Here is a 16,535-nt window from a genome sequence, read left to right as displayed (position 1 = left end):
TAGTTCTCAAACAATTACATAAGTTTTTTCGCGCGCGGACGTATCGTGCCCGCAACTACTTCCCATACTAGGCAAAACCCAGAACCGAAGGTGGTGGGATTGGCAAAGTGACTGCTCACGGCCATTACACCTGGGAAAACAACCCCCAAGCACTTAACGGGGAGGAGCCAAAAGGCTCAGGTCCATGACAGCGCCGCCTGAGGGCACGTACAATCGAACACGTGACTAACAAGACTGCTACCGCAATTATCAAGACCAATCAGGGCGATATCTCCGTTGATCTCTTCGGTAACCACGCGCCAGAGACCGTTGCTAACTTCATCGGCCTGGCACAGGGAACCAAGGAATACTCCGAGCCAAACGCCGCTGGAACCAACGAGGGTCCTTTCTACGATGGTGCTATCTTCCACCGCATCATCGATGGATTCATGATCCAGGGTGGCGACCCCACCGGCACCGGCCGTGGCGGCCCGGGCTACCAGTTCGGTGACGAGTTCCACCCAGAGCTGCAGTTTGACCGTCCATTCCTGCTGGCTATGGCAAATGCCGGCCCAGGTACCAACGGTTCTCAGTTCTTCATCACGGTGACCGCTACCCCTCACCTGAACAATCGCCACACCATCTTCGGTGAGGTCACGGATCCGGATTCCCAGAAGGTCGTGACCAAGATTGGTCGCTCCGCTACCGATCGCATGGATCGCCCGAACGATGACATCATCATCGCTTCCATCGAGATCCAAGAAGAAAACTAGTTAGACAAGCCAAAACCCGCTCTCCTCAAGAAATTCTTGGTGGGAGCGGGTTTTCGTTATTCCGGCGGCAGTGCGCGGCAGCGCCCTGAAGCGCCCAGCTACTTCCGGCTACTGCCAGTCACTACGAGCTAGTTACTTCCAGCCCATGGTCATCAGCAGACCGATGATGAACAGACCGAAACCAATCAGGTAGTTCCATGCACCCAGCTCGCGGAACAGGGCGATATCCGGACCCGCGATGTAGTTCACAACCAGCCAAGCCAGGCCCAGCAGCATCAGTCCAAGCATGATTACGATGTACCACCGCGGGGTGCCGGTCGAATTCAGCTTGACCGGGGAACGCCGTTCGCCGCTGCTCGCGGGAGTGGCGAAGTTATCTTCGGTGGAATTGACCTTGGACTTTGGCATTGCTGAAAGCACCTCGGGGTGTGGTTGATGGGGATACGCGAGTGCCGGGAGCTGCCAGCGCAGCCCGACACGAGTTCTACGGGGATCTTAGCAGCCCACGGGGGAGGGCGGTCTAATCCTTGCCGGGTAGACTCACATGCTATGCGCATTCTCGTCATCGATAACTTCGACAGTTTCGTCTACAACCTGGTCCAGTACATCGGCCAGCTCGGCTTCCAGGGCGAGGAATGCACGGTGTGGCGCAATAACGCCCCCGAACTGGGAACTTCCCGTTCAGAACTGGTTGATGTTCTTTCTTCTTTCGACGCCATACTTGTCTCCCCCGGCCCCGGAGACCCAACCCAGGCGGGTCGCACCCTCGAGGTGATCGAGGTGGCTGCCGAGCTGAAGAAGCCCCTGTTCGGAGTATGTCTGGGCCACCAGGCCATCGGGCAGTTCTTCGGGGCAAAGGTGGTGCGCGCCGAGGAGCTTTTCCACGGCAAGACCTCTCCCGTGACCCACGATGGAACCGGTGTATTGGTGGGTGTGCCCAACCCATTCCGGGTGACGCGCTATCACTCTTTGACGGTGGATCCAGAGAGCATTCCAGAAGAGCTCATCATCACCGCGCGCAGTGATTCCGGGATGATCATGGCCATGCGCCACCGAGATCTGCCGATCCACTCGGTGCAGTTCCACCCGGAGTCCGTGATGACTCAATACGGGCACCGCATGCTGGCCAACTGGTTGGCAGAGACCAGCTATGTGATTGATGAACCGCTGGTGGAGGCCCTAGAGAAGGAACACCTGGCGGTTACCGGAGCAATCTCCGCAACCGCGGCCATGCTCTAAGGCAGCAGGCTGAAGCGGTACACATCCACGGTGATGCGAGTATCGCGTGGGATCTTCTGGCCCGCGTGCACTGACTGCTGGGCGATCTCATCCACCCGAGCCAGGTCAGGGGTGTTCACATCCTTGCGGGTCAGGTCAGCTGGAGTTCCGCGCCAGCCAGCTTCCTGCAGCAGGCGCAGAGCGGATCCGTAGTCCTTGCCCTGCAGGGTTGGCATCTGGAACAGATTTCCCTGGGACACCTGCAAGGTGATTTCAGAACCCTTAGGCAGCTGCTCACCCTCATTGCTGGAGGAGATAACCAGACCCTCGGGCTCGGTGGAATCCACGCGCTGGACGATCACCGTGAACCCGGAGGATTCCAGGTTGGCTCGTGCATCGGCTTCCTGCTGGCCGGTGACGATCGGCACGCGAATGTTCTCCGGGCCAGTAGACACCGTGATCGAGACCTTGGTGCCCTTGGAAACCTGAGAACCCTGCGCTGGAGATTGGGTGATCACGGATCCGCTGGGGGCGTTGTCGCTCGGCTCCTCCTTGACGGAAGAGTTCAGCGACAGACCTGCCTGCTCGAGCGCACCGCGAGCCTCGGCGGTGGTCATGCCGGTGAGATCCGGCACATCCGTGATCTCCTTGCCGGAGGACAGCACCAAGGACACGCGGGTGCCAGAAGGCACGGAAGATCCCGGCGCTGGCTCGGTGGTGATGGCAGAGCCGCGCGGGATGGATTCATGGGTGCGCTCGGTGACATCAAACGGGAGACCCACCTTTTGCAGGGCGTTTTCCGCATCTTCGCGGGAAAGGTTGGCCACATCGGGTACCGAAACGCGGGTCTCCTGCTGAACCTGGGGCTGTTCCTCATCAGCAGGGGTGAGGAAGTTGTAGGCTAGCCAGCCACCGCCACCCAGCAGGGCGAGGATGAGGACGGTCCAGAGGATGGGAACCCAGCGGCTGCGCTGCTGGTCCTCGTAGTAATCATCGTCGTCTTCGAAGTAGTCCTCGTCGTATTCTTCTGGGTAATTCTGCTGGTTGGCCGGAAGAGCTCCGGCTCCAGCAGCCATTCCGGCACCCATTCCTGCGCCCGCGGCGGCACCGGCTGGAGCAAACCCAGCGCGGTGGCGAGAACCGCCAGCGAAATCATCATCGGCGTACTCTTCCGGCAAGCGCTGCGGAGCTGCGGGAATCACGCTGGTGGCAGGGTCTTCAGTATCGGAAGAATAGGCCTGCGCCACCAGGGGGAGCTGATCTTCGCTCAAGCGGCGGAGATCGATTGCCAGCTGCTGGGAATCGTCGTATCGATCCTCTGGCTTCTTTGCCATTGCGGTGAGGATGATCGAATCCAGCGAGAGCGCCTCGCGGTGAGACAAGTGCATGCCCTGCACGGTGCTGGGTGGCTTGGGATCATCCTTGACGTGCTGGAAAGCCACGGAAAAAGGAGATTCGCCCTCGAACGGTGGGCGGCCCGTGGCCAATTCGTAGAACACACAGCCCAAGGCATAAATATCAGAACGGGAATCGGCAGACTTACCGCGTGCTTGCTCAGGGGAAAGGTATTGCGCGGTACCAATCACCGCGGCGGTTTGGGTGATGGCTGCGGAGGAATCCGAGAGCGCACGAGCGATGCCAAAGTCCATCACCTTCACGGCACCGGTATTGGTGATCATGATGTTCGCAGGCTTGATATCGCGGTGGATGATGCCTGCTTCATGGCTGAAGTGCAGGGCTTCTGCCACCTGCGACATGATCTTGGCGGCGTCGTTCAAACTCATCTTGCCGTGCTCCTGCAAGATGTCCCGCAACGTCTCGCCGTGCACGCGTTCCATGACGATGTAGGGCACGGAACCATCGTTAGGAGGAGTCTCGCCGGTATCGTACACAGCCACGATGTTGGGCTGGTTGAGCTTCGCGGCGTTTTGGGCCTCGCGACGGAAGCGTTCCAAGAAGGTGGTATCGCGCGCCAGATCAGGGCGCATCATCTTCACCGCGACATCGCGGGTGAGGAGTTCATCAGTCGCGGCGTACACGTCGGACATACCGCCGGTGCCGATTTTGGCGTCTAGGCGGTAGCGTCCGCCCAAGAGTGTGCCTCGTCGGTCCACGGCTGATGTCTCCTTATTTCTGGTGTGTGTGCTGCGATAACTGGTCTTGATGAACAGTCCCAATGAACAGTAATGATAGGACTATACCCGCGGAAACCGCGGGAACTAAGTTTCCGTTTGCGTAATTGGCGAATCCACGCCATTGCCTTGCGGCGTTTCTCCCGTCCCTTGAGCAGTGGTGGCACCGGTGTTCCCGCCATTGCCGGCCCCACCGCTTTCGGCTTGTCCGGAGTTACCCTGATTGCCCGAATTTCCGGAGTTTCCAGAGTTTCCGTTTGGCCCGGAGTTTCCGGAGTTCCCATTGGGTGCTGGGTTCTCGGAGCTGGAAGGAGCACTCGAATCGGAGGAGGTGGCCTCCGGCTCGGTGGTCTCGGGCGAGGTTCTGGTCTCCGAGGTGGGAGAAGGCTCGGAATCAGAAGTAGAAGGCTGGGTGTACGTGGTGGTGTTTGGAGGCGGGGTGGATTCGGTGGTCACCTCATTGGTCACGGTCAGCGTCTCCGGGTCGGGAGTGGATTGATCATTTCCAGTGAAGAAGAGGTAGCCCAAAGCACCTAAGGCCAGCACGGCCACTGCGCCCAAGGCCACCAACGGACCAGTCCCGTTGCCCTTTTTCTGCGCATTCTGTGCCGAGGCGGCCGGGGTGGCCGCATGCGTGCGAGTGCCAGAAGCACCACGCGCTCCGGCGCCTGCCCCCGCGGGAACAGGCGCTGCCGCACCGCTGCGCTCAGGCTGCTCGGCAGGGCCTTGACGTGGGGGAACGCTGGTACCGGAACCAGTGGCCACCTGACCCAATTGTTCGGTGAACGGCTGGGAATCCACATCGGTGGGAGGCACCGCGTGTGGCTGCGGCGGGCGCTCGCCCTCCACCACGCGCTGGATAGCAGAGGCCAACTCCGCGCCATCTGCGTAGCGGGCGCGCGGGTTCTTGCGCAGGCAAATCCCCACGAGCTCCCGGAGCGCGCCGGGAATCTCGGCGGGCAATGGAGGCGGGGCATTGGAAATATGCTTGATGGCGACGCTCACCGTTGACTCCCCGGAAAATGGCCGCCGACCAGCCAGCATCTCGTAGGCCACCACGCCCAGCGAGTAGATATCCGAGGCGGGGCCGACGTTCTGCCCCTGCGCCTGTTCCGGCGACACATATTGCGCGGTGCCCACCACCATGCCCGTTTGCGTGAGAGGGACAGCAGCCGCGGCCTTGGCGATGCCGAAATCGGTGACTTTGACCAACCCATCCGGGGTAATGAGCAGATTGCCGGGCTTGATATCCCGGTGTACCAGGTGATGGGAGTGGATGGTCTGCAGGCCCAGGGCCACCTGAGCCATGACATCCACCGCCAGCTTCGGCGGTAGGTTGCGCTCGCGGGAGAGCACGTCCGCCAGGGATTCGCCGCGGATGTATTCCATCACCATGAAGCACAGGGTGGTGCCGGTAATGGGGTCGGAGACCTCTGAATAATCGTAGGTCCGGACCACGTTTTCGGACTGGAAGATCTCGGATGTCTCGGCTTCATTGCGGAAGCGAGAGCGGAATTCAGCGTTATCGGTGTACTCGGGCTTGAGCACCTTGATGGCTACATCGTGCTCAGTCTGGGTATCCAGTGCGAGCCATACGGTGGACATGCCACCGCGGCCGATGATCCAGCTGAGTTGGTAGCGCTGGCCGATCAGCCCTTGGATGCGCTCGATATCTGTCCGGTCTGGCTGTTTCATCGCTGCTCCTGCTCGGCTGCATGGATCACCGCGCGGCCGATGGGTGCGGCTACGGAACCGCCGGTGGCATCTTGGCCAGAGTTACCGCCGTTTTCCACCAGCACTGCCACGGCCACATCGGCTTCCAGAGAAAATGCGATGTACCACGCGTGCGGGTTGGAATTGCGGGAATCTTCGCCGTGCTCAGCAGTACCGGTTTTGGAGGCGATGCTGGCTTCTCCACCGGCGTGCTGCTCGGCGGACTTCATGAGATCCGTGAGCTGATTGGCCACATCTTCATCCACTGCGCGACCGGCCTGCTTTGGCTTGGTGGTGCGCAGCGTCTCCAGGTTGGCACCGGTGATCTTGCTGATCAGGTGTGGTTCCATGCGCACACCGCCGTTGGCGATGCTCGCAGCGATCACGGCATTTTGCAGTGGGGTGATGGCCACGTCGCGCTGTCCGATGGCAGATTGCGCCAGAGCTGCGTCATCGGGGATTTCTCCCAGGCGGGAGGGTTCAACGGGGATTCCCAGATCATCGATGCCCTCGCCCACACCAAAGCCCTCGGCTGCCTTGCGGAAAGCATCCGTGCCGTGGCGGGTGGAGAGATCCACGAACGCGGTGTTGCAGGAGCGGCGGAATGCCTCTTCCAAGGTGACCTGGCCGCCACCGCCACAGGTGGCTCCGTTGTAGTTCTCCAACGTGGTTTCGGTATTGGGCAGCGTGATCTCGTTGGCACCCGTGACCATGGTCTGGGCGTTATCGCCAGCTTCCAGCGCCGCCGCGGTGGTGATCACCTTGAAGGTGGATCCGGGAGGCTGGGTCTGCTGGGTAGCGCGGTTGATCAACGGAGCGTTTTCGCTGTTGGCGTAACCCTCAAATGCTGCCTGAGCTGCATCGGGATCCGATTGCACAATCTGGCCTGGATCAAAGCTTGGCGTGGAAGCCATGGCCAGCACCTCACCGGTGGAAGGCTTGAGCGCCACGACAGAACCGGAGTAGCCGTTGCTGGAAAGCTGATCGAACGCGACCTGCTGCACATTGGGCTGCAGCGTCAGTTCCACATTCGCCCCGCGCTGCTTCTTGCCGGTGATCTGATCCCAGATGCGTTGCGCGAACAGCGAGTCATCATCACCGGTCAGAATGCCGTTTTGGCTCGACTCGATTCCCGTGGCGCCATAGCGATCAGACAGGTAGCCCGTCACCGCGCCGTAGGCGTTAGTGGTGGTGGGGTAGCTGCGGGAGTAGAAGCCATTGTCACCTTCATGAGACTCCGCGAGCACCTGGCCACCCGTGGTGATCTGCCCGCGTTCGACAGTCTTGGCCTCCAGGAACTGGCGTGCGTTCAGCGGATTGTGGGCCAGCGAGTTGGTCTGGAACACCTGAATGAAGGAGAGGTTGGCAATCAGGATGACCACCAGGATGAAAGAGAAGATGGTTACCGCACGGATGGATTTATTCATGCCCGGCCTCCCTTCTGCTCAGTGAATTGCCCGGTGTTCGCTGGCTCCATTTCCTCCGACGCCGCCCGCACACCCTTTGCGCTTTTCGCGCTGGAATCGGCGCTGATCTCCATGGTGGCGCGCGCTGAGTGCGAGATGCGCAGCAGCAGAGCCAACAAGATGTAATTGGCCAGCAGTGAGGATCCGCCGTGTGCCAAGAACGGGGTGGTCAGACCAGTCATGGGCAGCAGGCGGGAAATACCACCGGTGACCACGAACACCTGGATGACCAAGGTGAGGGAGAGACCCGCGGCCACGAGCTTTCCATAGGAATCACGGGTGGATAGCGCAGCTCGGAAACCGCGGGATGCCAGCAGGCAGTACAAGATCAATACGGCTGCCAAGCCGATGAGTCCCAGCTCCTCACCAATGGCGGCGAGGATGAAGTCCGAGTGAGCCACGGGGACCAGCTGCGGGTAGCCTTCGCCCAGGCCAGTGCCGGTCACGCCACCGAAAGACATGCCGAACAGCGCCTGGGAGAGCTGGAAACCGTTGGTATCGTAATTGCCCACTGGGTCAACAAAGTTAGCCACGCGGTCTTGGATCTTCGCGGAGATTTGGTAGACACCAACCGCGCCGATCACTGCCAAGCCCAGGCCGATGACCAGCCAGGATGCCCTGCCAGTGGCGATGTACAACATGCCCAGCACGGTGCCGAAAAGCAGGAGAGCGGGGCCGAAGTCATTCTGGAAGGCCATGATGAGCAGCGCGATACCCCAGACCAGGAAAATGGGGCCGAGATCGCGCAAACGCGGGAACTGCAGACCCAGCACGCTCTTGCCGGCCACGGTGAACAGCTTGCGCTTATTCACCAGCAGCGCGGCGAAGAAGAGCAGGAGCATGATCTTGGCGAACTCGCCGGGCTGGATGGAAAATGGGCCGATGGTGATCCACACTGCAGCATCCGCGTTCACCGCGGAGCGGGGCCACACGATGGGCAGTGCAGAGAGGATGAGACCCAGCAGACCGAGGATGTACGAGTAGTTCTCCAGGCTGCGGTGATCCCGCAGGAAGAACAGCGTGGCCACCAAAAGACCCACGCCGATGACCGTCCACATCACCTGGGAATTGGCCAGCGTGTAGCCGGTTTCCAGATCCAGGCGGTAGATCATTACCAGGCCGATGCCGTTGAGGAGTGCTGCCAGCGGGAGCATGATCTGATCCGCATCCGGAGCCACCCAACAGATCACCAGGTGAGCCAGCAGGAAGATGCCGATGAACCCGCCGATGAGCACGAACACGGAGCTGGTCAGCTGATTACCCTGCGAGAGTTCCAGAGTGAGCAGAGCCAGCATCACCACCAGTGCGGCGAGGATCAGCAGTAGTGCTTCGGTCTTACGTTTGAAAAGCGTCATGGATTAACCCACCTCCCGGCAGGACACTCCCGGGGTGGTCAGGTCCTCTGGTGCGGCTGAAGAAGTCGTGGCAGGAGTGGAGTCATTCCTCTTCGCGTCATCTGCCTTGTTGGAATCCTTGTTATCCGTGTTCGCCGGGCTGCGGGTCACGCACACCGGCAGAGTCTGCTCGGAAAGGCGCTGCACCTGGCGAACCACGGCCTCGTAGTCATCTTCCGGCAGGCTGGCCAAGGCACCTCGCGCTGCGGGAGTGAGGTCAGAGGTGGAGAAGCGATGGCAATCCTCCGCTGAATCCTGCTCCAGCAAACGCGGAGTGGAATCATCAGTCAGGCAAATATCCTGATAGTGGCTGGAAACGTCCACACCCAGGATGGGTTCAGACAAGCCCTTGTTGATGATGATCTGCGAATTGTCCTCGGAGACAAAATAGGTGTTATTGACCTTCTGGTAGCCGAAAAAACCAGCTATTCCCACCAGCGCAATCAACAGCAGGAGAGCAGCCAAAGCTGCCCACCAGCGCTTCCGCCGAGGCTTCTTCTCCGGCTTGGCGGCGGGCTCAGCAATCGCAGCTGAATCCGCCTCTTTATCTTTTGGGTCGGCAGCCTTGGCCTTGCCGTTGGTGGTGCGCAGATTGGACAACGCGGCGGCGCGGGAAGCGGGAGAATCGGGACGATCCTCATCCGCAGTATCGCCAGCAACCGCTCCCACCAGCACGGGAGAGACGGGCAGGGTGAGTTCGGCATCAGCGGGGGCGCCCGTGGTGGCGTCGTACTCCACCACATCTGCGACGACCACGGTGACATTGTCCGGCCCACCGCCACGCAGTGCCATCTCCACCAACTTGCGCGCAGCCTGAGCGGGCGGGAAGGCGCGCAGGATCTCCACCATGGTGTCAAAGCTCACGGGGTCCGAAAGGCCATCGGAGCAGAGCATGTAGCGATCGCCCACCTGCGCCTGGAACACCTCGATGGTGGGTTCCACCGGGCGACCCGTCAGGGCCTTGAGGATCAGGGAGCGCTGCGGGTGGCTGGATACGTCAGCTGGATCCAGCTTTCCTTGCTCCACCAGGGATTGGACGAAAGTATCGTCCGTGGTGAACTGCTCCAGCTCACCATTCCGCAGGCGGTAGCCACGGGAATCGCCCACGTGGCACAAGCCCACTTCAGAACCGCGGAACAGCAGTGAGGTCAGGGTGCAGCCCATGCCCGCGAGCGTGGGGTTTTCCTGCACGTGCATCGCGATGTGCTGGTTGCCCTCGTCCATGGCCGTGGCCAGCAGAGTCTCTAGGCGCTCGAAGTGCTCGGGGTCCTCGATGAGCGGGGTATCGAGTGGCTTGAGGGCGTCGATAACAAAACCACTTGCCACCTCACCGGCGGCGTGCCCACCCATGCCATCTGCCAAGGCCAGGAGGCGAGGGCCGGCATAACCGGAATCCTCGTTGTTATTGCGCACCAAACCCCGATCCGAGCAGGCCGCATAATTGAGAGTCAGGTTGGAGCTCATGCGGTAATCCTTCGCTCGGCGGACCGGATAAGTGAGGTGTGGGGCGCGTGGACCATGGGGTTAGCCTTCCATCCGGACGAGAGTCTGGCCAACGCGGACTTCCTGGCCAGCCGAGAGTTTCTCCGGCTGATCGATGCGCTGCGGACCGATAAACGTGCCATTGCGGGAATCCAGGTCTTCCAGGAACCAATCTGGCCCGCGCTTGATCAAGCGAGCATGGCGACCGGAGGCGAAATCATCCTCCAACACCAGGGTGGCGCTCTGCGAACGGCCGATGGTGACTTCCTGATAGCCCTGCAATTCCAGATGCGTACCCATCAGAGGACCGGACACGAGAGTCAAGGCCGTGGGCGCCTGCGAGCGCTTGAACGGTGCAAAACCGCGGGCAGGCTGGGGGCCATCGCCACCGTGAACGAAAGGCGCGGCAGCCACCACCGGAGCACCGAGCTGCAATCCCGCAGCCCGATCCGCGTCCGCCCGCAACGCGCGCAGGGTCATCCAGATGAAGAACCACAGCAGCACCAACAGGCCAATCTTGGCCGCTAAAAGCAGTGTGCTCTGCACGGTTCTCAACTCCTCATGATGGAACTATCGGTAGTTACCGTGAACAGCCTAGTAGACGGGCGGGACAAGGGGGAGAGCCCTTAGCGGAATTGGACCTCAATTTCGGAATGCCCCAGTGAGATTAGATCGCCATCAGCCAGCAACCAGTTCTCGATCGGGGTCTCATTCACCGAGGTGCCGTTGGTGGATTGCAGGTCGGTGAGCACGGCATCGTAGCCATCCCACGTGATCTCCGCGTGCTGGCGCGAAACACCAGTATCCGGGATGCGCAGATCCACACCGTTTCCACGGCCGATCACATTTGAGCCCTCGTGCAGCACGTATCGGCGATCCGATCCATCCCGCAGAATCAGCGTGACCTCAGCCTGGGATTCGTGGCGGTCCGCCGACGCTCCCGATCGGGGATCTTCCTTGTGCAGGTTCTGCGTGAGCACTTCCGTACCGGGGTAGCTGAAAGGCCCTGATGGGGTGCCGTTGTTGGAATTAGCAGCGTAAGCGCTTTCCCCTGGGTGGCTTTTTTCCGACGCCACCTCGGGCCCATCCCACTCCTGATCCTGCTCAACCTGGTTATTCCACTGCTGTTGCGAGCCTGGCGCCGGCTGGACGATGTCCGAAAGCCCGGGGGAAGCTGCGGCTGGGGTGGCCGCCTGGGGAGTAGCTGACGCGGAAGGGCGGTCCTCTGCGTAACCCTGGTTTGCGTAACCCTGCTGGGATTCGAACTCGCTGTTATAGCTGTTGTCGTATCCGCTCTCGTCCTCGTGATCTGCGGAATCGGCCAGGGCTGCGTCGTCCTCCTGGCTAACGTGGCCGACCTGGTTGCCGGGAGTTACCTGCCTGCGGGAACCGGCTGCGGGGGCGTTGAACATCGAGTCGGCCTTGAGCTGACCGGAGTGCATGCCCTCCTGAGGTTCAATGATCACCTGAACAGGGGAATTGGTGCGCCAACCGGAATTGCGGATGAAGCGCTGGAGGCGATCTGAGAGGTCTTCTTCGACGTCCTGGTAATTCGCATGCAGGGAGTCGTAATCACGCTGTGAGATATTCACCACAAAGTAGCAAGGAGCCCAGTGATTTCCATCTGGATCCATCATCACGGAGGTTTCGGTTTGCTGCTTGAGAGACTCGTCGATTTCGACAGGTACAACTTCACCGCCGAATACGCGAGCGAACCCGTTGTCTAGCCCGCGCTGAAGGGAGCTATCCAGCTTTCTAAATTTTCCAAAGAGATCCATGGGGACTTCCTTTCCGATCTCGGTGCAGCCATTCCGCAGGGACTCAGCTGCTCTCAGCTGGAAAAACTTTGCATGTTTGCTGCACGATTACTGCAAGGATACCTAGAAAGCAGCAAAAACCTTGCAACGGGGTTGTGCTCTCCATGTAACGATAGGCGTGGAAGGAACGATAATCCGAGGTTTCCAGAAGTAAAAATGGTGACAAGCTGCTGGGGAGCTGTGGTGTTTGGGTTCCCGCGGCGGTGGTGGGGACGCGAAAGCGGCAGGGTCTGGCCGGTCTTGTGCGCTAATAGATAAGGAACAGGTGAGGTAAGTAGAGACAATACCGCAGTTCAACCGGGATTTTTGGTAGTTGTCTCACCCGGTGCTATAGTTTTGGCTTGTCGCTTAAACAGCGAGCATTAATTTGTTCGTCTGGGCGAGAGACACCATGCGAATGCATATTTAGTGGTGAGAATCACTGGATATTATCCACTCGGGCGAGTGGCGGAATGGCAGACGCGCTGGCTTCAGGTGCCAGTGTCCTTCGGGACGTGGGGGTTCAAGTCCCCCTTCGCCCACAGTAGAGTTTTTAAGCTCACAGAGACCGGCGGTTCACACGATGTGTGGCCGCCGGTTTTCTCTTTGCCAAATAGTTTGTGTCCCCGTTCCCAACCCTCATTCAACAGCTGATTCCCAGCGCGGCGGTAATAATCAATTATCTGTGAAGCCCGGGTCACGGGCCTTAGTACCAATTGTGATCCGTACGGGGTGGGTTCCCATTGTTAAGGGTTGCCGGTCCACCATCGGCTTACATGGTGCCAAATCTTGAGGCGTTTGGCAGCCTTCGCGCTCGGCCGAATCTTACTGTTGAACTACCGACACTCTTTAGTTTTATTCTTTCACTGCGCCGGCTTGCCTAATCAGCTAGTTCAGTCAACCAATTAAATTGCTGGATCCTAGTGTCCAGCAAGCGGAATTCCTTGGCTGCTTTGTCTGCCTCGGCGCGCAATTCCTTTACGTTCACGGTGGCCACGTATTTAATCTCTGAACGACCGTAGCGATCCTGCCGCTGTGAGGCCGCATCTGCCAGCTGGGTGTACAGCTGTCGCTGCTTGTTCAACGTGTCGCGGTGAATAAGGGCATCTGCCAGCGTGGTCTGCTCGTCGAAGTTGGTTAAGACGTTGGTTCTATTGATGCGTCGAACCAAAATTTCGATGTGTTTCAGCAGCTCCGTGGCCTCCTTGAGGAGTGCCTGCGGGTCCTCCTCGGGGGAATCCCCCTCCTGAACCCGGGCGAAGTTGGTTACGCGCTGCGCGATCTGGGTGTATCGACGCTGAGCTTCGGCGCGCTCGGCGAGGGCTTCTGCAAGGTACATAACCCACAGCCTAGCGAGGTTAGAAGATTTCAACTCTTAGCGAAAGTATTTGTGAAAGGCTGGAGATCATGAATTCAGGCATTGCTGGTGTCATTCTCGGTGCACTTATTGTGATGGCGATGGTTTTTGGAATCCCTGCTTTCCTAACAGAGCGCAAAGTCAAGGCGGCGCAGGATAGGCAGCCATTTCGCAATGGGTTGAAACTGCGGATCACTGCATTTGCCGTCACAGCAGCGGTTTCTCTGTTGTGGATGGGCTATGTGATGGGGATTCAAGGGCGAGGTGATTTCACGCATGCTCAAGTGGCGGGGGCTGCCGTAACCGGCGTGGTAGTGATTGCCGGGTTGGTGTTTATGGCTACGAAATGGAGGGTTCCTGCATCCGCAGCAGTCCCGTTGGTGACGTTCTATTCCAGCTTGGGAGTGGGCGCATTATTTGCGGGGTATGGGGCGCAATATGACAGCACAGGCCTGTACGGAGCGGGCCTAATTTTCTTGGCAATTTTCTCATTTCTAGGATTTGGATTGGTTTCCATCATTACTGCATTCTTCTGCTATCGGAGGTCACGAGCTTCCACATAGCCCGCCTGACTACAGTGGAGCACCGTGTGTGACTTACTGTTTCCCGCCCAAGCCGAGGCAGCTTGAGCTGAAGCGACTCCAATTGAAGCGACCGAAGCCCAAGCAGCCGGAACTTCGCAGCTCCCGCAGCCGGAGCACATCCTCGGTTCCGAGCTCTGGATGCGCGCGGTGCCCATGCCGGGGGAGGGCGCCATGACTTTCGTTTATTCGCTGGTGCACTTCGGCGAGCGCCGGATCACCTCGGCGCTAGTGAGTGCGTAAAATGAGAAAGTCCTCAATAGCGTTCTACTCCGTGCCTATGCTGAACCCATGACTTCGGGATTCCATATGACTGCAGACACGCTGTTGAGCTGCGTTGAGCTAGTGATGATTTTCTACGGGGTTCCATGGGTCGTGACCGAGCTATTCATTTGGAAATCCACTGCTCCAGGTAACCGCAAAGGCGCAATTTGGTTCCGTTTGCTGTGTTTCATCGCTTCGGTTTTGGTCGCTGGTGCCTGGATCGGATATGTGTTTCACGTGGCACACGTCGGTATGTTTAGCGTGGTGCACACCATTGGGGCGGGTCTCAGCGGTGTAATTGGTGTGGCGCTACTGACCTACCTCGGTGCCCGGAAAATTAAGTCTCGGGTGGCCGTAACTTCAATTGCGGCCTTCTATTCCGCCCTGGGAATTGGCGCGGCATTTGGAATTTATGGATCGTCCACGGATATCACCGGACTGTGGGGCGTGGGCCTCTTGATGGTTGCCGTGTGCTCTCTTGCGGCCTGTTTTTTGGTCGCCACTCTTACCGCGGCATTGACCTATAGAACTTAGGCTCAAACCCGCCTGACTACAGTGGAGCATCGTGTGTACGCCACTGTTTCCCTCCCAAGCCGAGGCCGCTCTCGCCGAGCAGCTCCCGCAGCCGATCCTTATCCCCGGCGCTGAGCTCTGGATGCGCGCCGTGCCCATGCCGGGGGAGGGCGCCATGTCCTTCGTCTATTCGCTGGTGCACTTCGGCGAGCGCGGGATCACCGTGGTGGACCCAGGTTGGCCGGATCGCGATGACGCGCACGGCAGCATCGTCGAACCTCTTGAGGAATTCCTCCACCAGCGCGACGCCTCACTGCAGGACATTTCCCAGGTCATCGCCACCCACGCACACCCCGATCACCTGGGTGCCGCGGAGGCCGTGGCCCAGGCTGCAGGCGCCCGCCTCTTGATGAGCGCCCTGGAATGGCAGAGCATCCAAGCCGCCGAACCTCGCTGGTTCTTTCCGAAAAATGAGCCTGACCAGCTACTTCACGAGGGCGACCCCATCGACGATTTCCCCTTCGAGGTCATCCACACCCCAGGCCACACCGACGGCCACATTTGTCTGGCCGATCGCGAGCAGCAGATCCTCATCTGCGCTGATCAAATCCTCCCCACCATCTTCCCCGGCATCGGCCTGAGCGTGAGCCCGCCGACCTCGAACCCCATCGCCGATTACTTGAACTCGCTGGTCAAGCTGGCCGAATTCGATGATTATCGCGTGCTCCCCGGTCACGGCTTTGCGTTTACAAACCTTCATTCCCGACGCCAGCAGACCGCCCAACACGTCCTCCAGAGAGCCCATGAGGTGCGGAATATCCTCGCGCTGGATGGGGAGATGAGTGACCGAGAGGTGGCGTCGAAAATAACATGGTCAATGGGATGGGAGAGGATGAAGACGTCCAGCATGCTGGAGTCTGCGCTGAAGCAAACGGCGATGTATCGCGAGCTGGCTGAGCGCCATGACCTGCAGAAATGGGAGCTGCAGTTCCCTGCATGACGTTCGCCGGTATTGTGGCGGGCATGACTTTTCTTAGGGGTATCTCCTTACTGATCGCGCGCGTCATCCTTGGCGTGGTGCTGATCGCTCATGGATGGCAGAAGTACAACGACTGGAAAATCGAAGGCACGGGCAAGAGCTTCGACGGCATGGGAGTTCCTTACCCAGAGCTCTCCGCACAGATCGCGACATATTTTGAGCTGATCGGTGGCGTGCTGCTGATCATCGGCCTGCTGGTGCGCCTGGTGGGACCGATCATGTTTGTGCAGATGTTGGGCGCTTTCTGGTTCGCACACCGCGATGGTGGCGTGTTCGTATCCGATGGCGGCTGGGAGCTGGTCGCGGTGATCGGCGCTGCTGGCTTGGCATTGGCGGGTGCAGGCGCTGGCCGTATCTCTTTGGATTACTTGCTGATGACGCCATTGCGTCGTCGTCGCCAGGCCAAGGAATCCAAGATGATGGTGGCTGCCCCAGCTACCGGCGCGGCTCCCGCGGGCGATTACTCTCCCGTCACTGATTCCCCTGCCAAGCTGGATTCCCACACTCCTTCTGCTTCTACCTCTCCTTCCGCGCGCAATGCTGCGGATGCTGACTTCGCAGGTACTGATCGCACGAGTGGCCTGAACTCCGGGCGGGGCATCGATCCAGATGCGCCGACCACTCAGTGGCCAGGTAATTCTCGCAAGATCTAGGTTCAACGCGCTGAGCGCTGGTTGCTGAGCGCGGGCCGTCTTACGGCCATTAAAAACGGGGTGATGTCGCATTCACCCCGTTTTTTGCATTTCGGCCTCGGAAAACCGCAGGTCGCGAGAACTGGGAATGCAGAAAACGGGTTCAATGCGACATTTTCGACGTCCCGGGGTGGCT

General features: G+C 59.5%; 15 protein-coding genes and 1 tRNA gene. 7 read left to right on the top strand and 9 right to left on the bottom strand.

The features are described from left to right. Positions 1-221 precede the first annotated feature (221 nt). On the top strand, positions 222-752 hold the full coding sequence (locus IRY30_RS00355; protein ID WP_194555446.1) for a peptidylprolyl isomerase: 531 nt from the start codon (positions 222-224) through the stop codon (positions 750-752). A gap of 132 nt (positions 753-884) precedes the next feature. Here the strand turns inward: IRY30_RS00355 and crgA are convergent, their stop codons facing one another. Then, entirely contained in the window at positions 885-1,160 is a 276-nt protein-coding gene (gene crgA / locus IRY30_RS00350; RefSeq protein ID WP_194555445.1) for a cell division protein CrgA, read from the bottom strand. 141 nt (positions 1,161-1,301) lie between these two features. Between crgA and IRY30_RS00345 the strand changes: the two genes are divergently transcribed. After that, positions 1,302-1,991, top strand: a complete 690-nt coding sequence (locus IRY30_RS00345) for an anthranilate synthase component II (protein WP_194555444.1) — start codon at positions 1,302-1,304, stop codon at positions 1,989-1,991. Here the strand turns inward: IRY30_RS00345 and pknB are convergent. From pknB to IRY30_RS00310, 7 genes are all read right to left on the bottom strand, one after another. Then, positions 1,988-4,084: a Stk1 family PASTA domain-containing Ser/Thr kinase gene (gene pknB, locus IRY30_RS00340; RefSeq protein ID WP_194555443.1), complete on the bottom strand. Its 2,097-nt coding sequence runs from the start codon at positions 4,082-4,084 to the stop codon at positions 1,988-1,990. The two genes, IRY30_RS00345 and pknB, sit on opposite strands and share 4 nt — an antisense overlap. A gap of 105 nt (positions 4,085-4,189) precedes the next feature. Further along, positions 4,190-5,797, bottom strand: coding sequence for a serine/threonine-protein kinase (locus IRY30_RS00335; protein ID WP_194555442.1), 1,608 nt, complete (start codon positions 5,795-5,797; stop codon positions 4,190-4,192). After that, positions 5,794-7,242 (bottom strand): peptidoglycan D,D-transpeptidase FtsI family protein, encoded by a 1,449-nt coding sequence (locus IRY30_RS00330; RefSeq protein ID WP_194555441.1) that lies wholly within the window; start codon positions 7,240-7,242, stop codon positions 5,794-5,796. Before IRY30_RS00330 ends, IRY30_RS00335 begins: the two co-directional genes overlap by 4 nt. Next, positions 7,239-8,636: an FtsW/RodA/SpoVE family cell cycle protein gene (locus IRY30_RS00325; RefSeq protein ID WP_194555440.1), complete on the bottom strand. Its 1,398-nt coding sequence runs from the start codon at positions 8,634-8,636 to the stop codon at positions 7,239-7,241. The genes IRY30_RS00330 and IRY30_RS00325 overlap by 4 nt, the downstream gene beginning before the upstream one ends. Before the next feature lie 3 nt (positions 8,637-8,639). Continuing rightward, positions 8,640-10,139: a PP2C family protein-serine/threonine phosphatase gene (locus tag IRY30_RS00320; protein WP_194555439.1), complete on the bottom strand. Its 1,500-nt coding sequence runs from the start codon at positions 10,137-10,139 to the stop codon at positions 8,640-8,642. Positions 10,140-10,199: 60 nt separating this feature from the next. Further along, positions 10,200-10,703, bottom strand: coding sequence for an FHA domain-containing protein FhaB/FipA (locus tag IRY30_RS00315; RefSeq protein WP_194555438.1), 504 nt, complete (start codon positions 10,701-10,703; stop codon positions 10,200-10,202). A gap of 80 nt (positions 10,704-10,783) precedes the next feature. Beyond that, positions 10,784-11,935: a DUF3662 and FHA domain-containing protein gene (locus IRY30_RS00310; protein WP_194555437.1), complete on the bottom strand. Its 1,152-nt coding sequence runs from the start codon at positions 11,933-11,935 to the stop codon at positions 10,784-10,786. Positions 11,936-12,412: 477 nt separating this feature from the next. Between IRY30_RS00310 and IRY30_RS00305 the strand changes: the two genes are divergently transcribed. Beyond that, positions 12,413-12,495, top strand: a tRNA-Leu gene (locus IRY30_RS00305). A gap of 338 nt (positions 12,496-12,833) precedes the next feature. Here IRY30_RS00305 and IRY30_RS00300 read toward each other — a convergent pair. Beyond that, positions 12,834-13,292, bottom strand: coding sequence for a DIP1984 family protein (locus IRY30_RS00300; protein WP_194555436.1), 459 nt, complete (start codon positions 13,290-13,292; stop codon positions 12,834-12,836). A 68-nt stretch (positions 13,293-13,360) separates the two neighbouring features. Here IRY30_RS00300 and IRY30_RS00295 point away from each other — a divergent pair, with 68 nt between their 5' ends. From IRY30_RS00295 to IRY30_RS10380, 4 genes are all read left to right on the top strand, one after another. Next, entirely contained in the window at positions 13,361-13,873 is a 513-nt protein-coding gene (locus tag IRY30_RS00295; protein WP_194555435.1) for a hypothetical protein, read from the top strand. 309 nt (positions 13,874-14,182) lie between these two features. Then, a complete protein-coding gene (locus tag IRY30_RS00290) occupies positions 14,183-14,689 on the top strand; it encodes a hypothetical protein (RefSeq protein WP_194555434.1) in 507 nt (168 codons plus the stop codon). 31 nt (positions 14,690-14,720) lie between these two features. Continuing rightward, positions 14,721-15,668 carry an MBL fold metallo-hydrolase gene (locus IRY30_RS00285; protein ID WP_194555433.1) on the top strand — a complete coding sequence of 316 codons (948 nt, stop codon included), beginning with the start codon at positions 14,721-14,723 and terminating at the stop codon, positions 15,666-15,668. Between the two features lie 23 nt (positions 15,669-15,691). Continuing rightward, positions 15,692-16,360 (top strand): DoxX family protein, encoded by a 669-nt coding sequence (locus IRY30_RS10380; protein WP_194555432.1) that lies wholly within the window; start codon positions 15,692-15,694, stop codon positions 16,358-16,360. Positions 16,361-16,535: the final 175 nt, after the last annotated feature.

This window comes from Corynebacterium suicordis DSM 45110 (genome assembly GCF_015351405.1).
In the GTDB taxonomy this organism is placed as follows: domain Bacteria; phylum Actinomycetota; class Actinomycetes; order Mycobacteriales; family Mycobacteriaceae; genus Corynebacterium; species Corynebacterium suicordis.
This window is presented reverse-complemented; position numbering and strand designations above follow the sequence as displayed.

Coding starts and splice junctions, on each gene's coding strand:
- IRY30_RS00335 (WP_194555442.1), bottom strand. CDS start 5,797: ATGAAACAGCCAGACCGGACAGATATCGAGCGCATCCAAGGGCTGATC.
- IRY30_RS00345 (WP_194555444.1), top strand. CDS start 1,302: ATGCGCATTCTCGTCATCGATAACTTCGACAGTTTCGTCTACAACCTG.
- IRY30_RS00300 (WP_194555436.1), bottom strand. CDS start 13,292: ATGTACCTTGCAGAAGCCCTCGCCGAGCGCGCCGAAGCTCAGCGTCGA.
- IRY30_RS10380 (WP_194555432.1), top strand. CDS start 15,692: ATGACTTTTCTTAGGGGTATCTCCTTACTGATCGCGCGCGTCATCCTT.
- IRY30_RS00325 (WP_194555440.1), bottom strand. CDS start 8,636: ATGACGCTTTTCAAACGTAAGACCGAAGCACTACTGCTGATCCTCGCC.
- IRY30_RS00295 (WP_194555435.1), top strand. CDS start 13,361: ATGAATTCAGGCATTGCTGGTGTCATTCTCGGTGCACTTATTGTGATG.
- crgA (WP_194555445.1), bottom strand. CDS start 1,160: ATGCCAAAGTCCAAGGTCAATTCCACCGAAGATAACTTCGCCACTCCC.
- IRY30_RS00290 (WP_194555434.1), top strand. CDS start 14,183: ATGACTTCGGGATTCCATATGACTGCAGACACGCTGTTGAGCTGCGTT.
- IRY30_RS00330 (WP_194555441.1), bottom strand. CDS start 7,242: ATGAATAAATCCATCCGTGCGGTAACCATCTTCTCTTTCATCCTGGTG.
- IRY30_RS00310 (WP_194555437.1), bottom strand. CDS start 11,935: ATGGATCTCTTTGGAAAATTTAGAAAGCTGGATAGCTCCCTTCAGCGC.
- IRY30_RS00320 (WP_194555439.1), bottom strand. CDS start 10,139: ATGAGCTCCAACCTGACTCTCAATTATGCGGCCTGCTCGGATCGGGGT.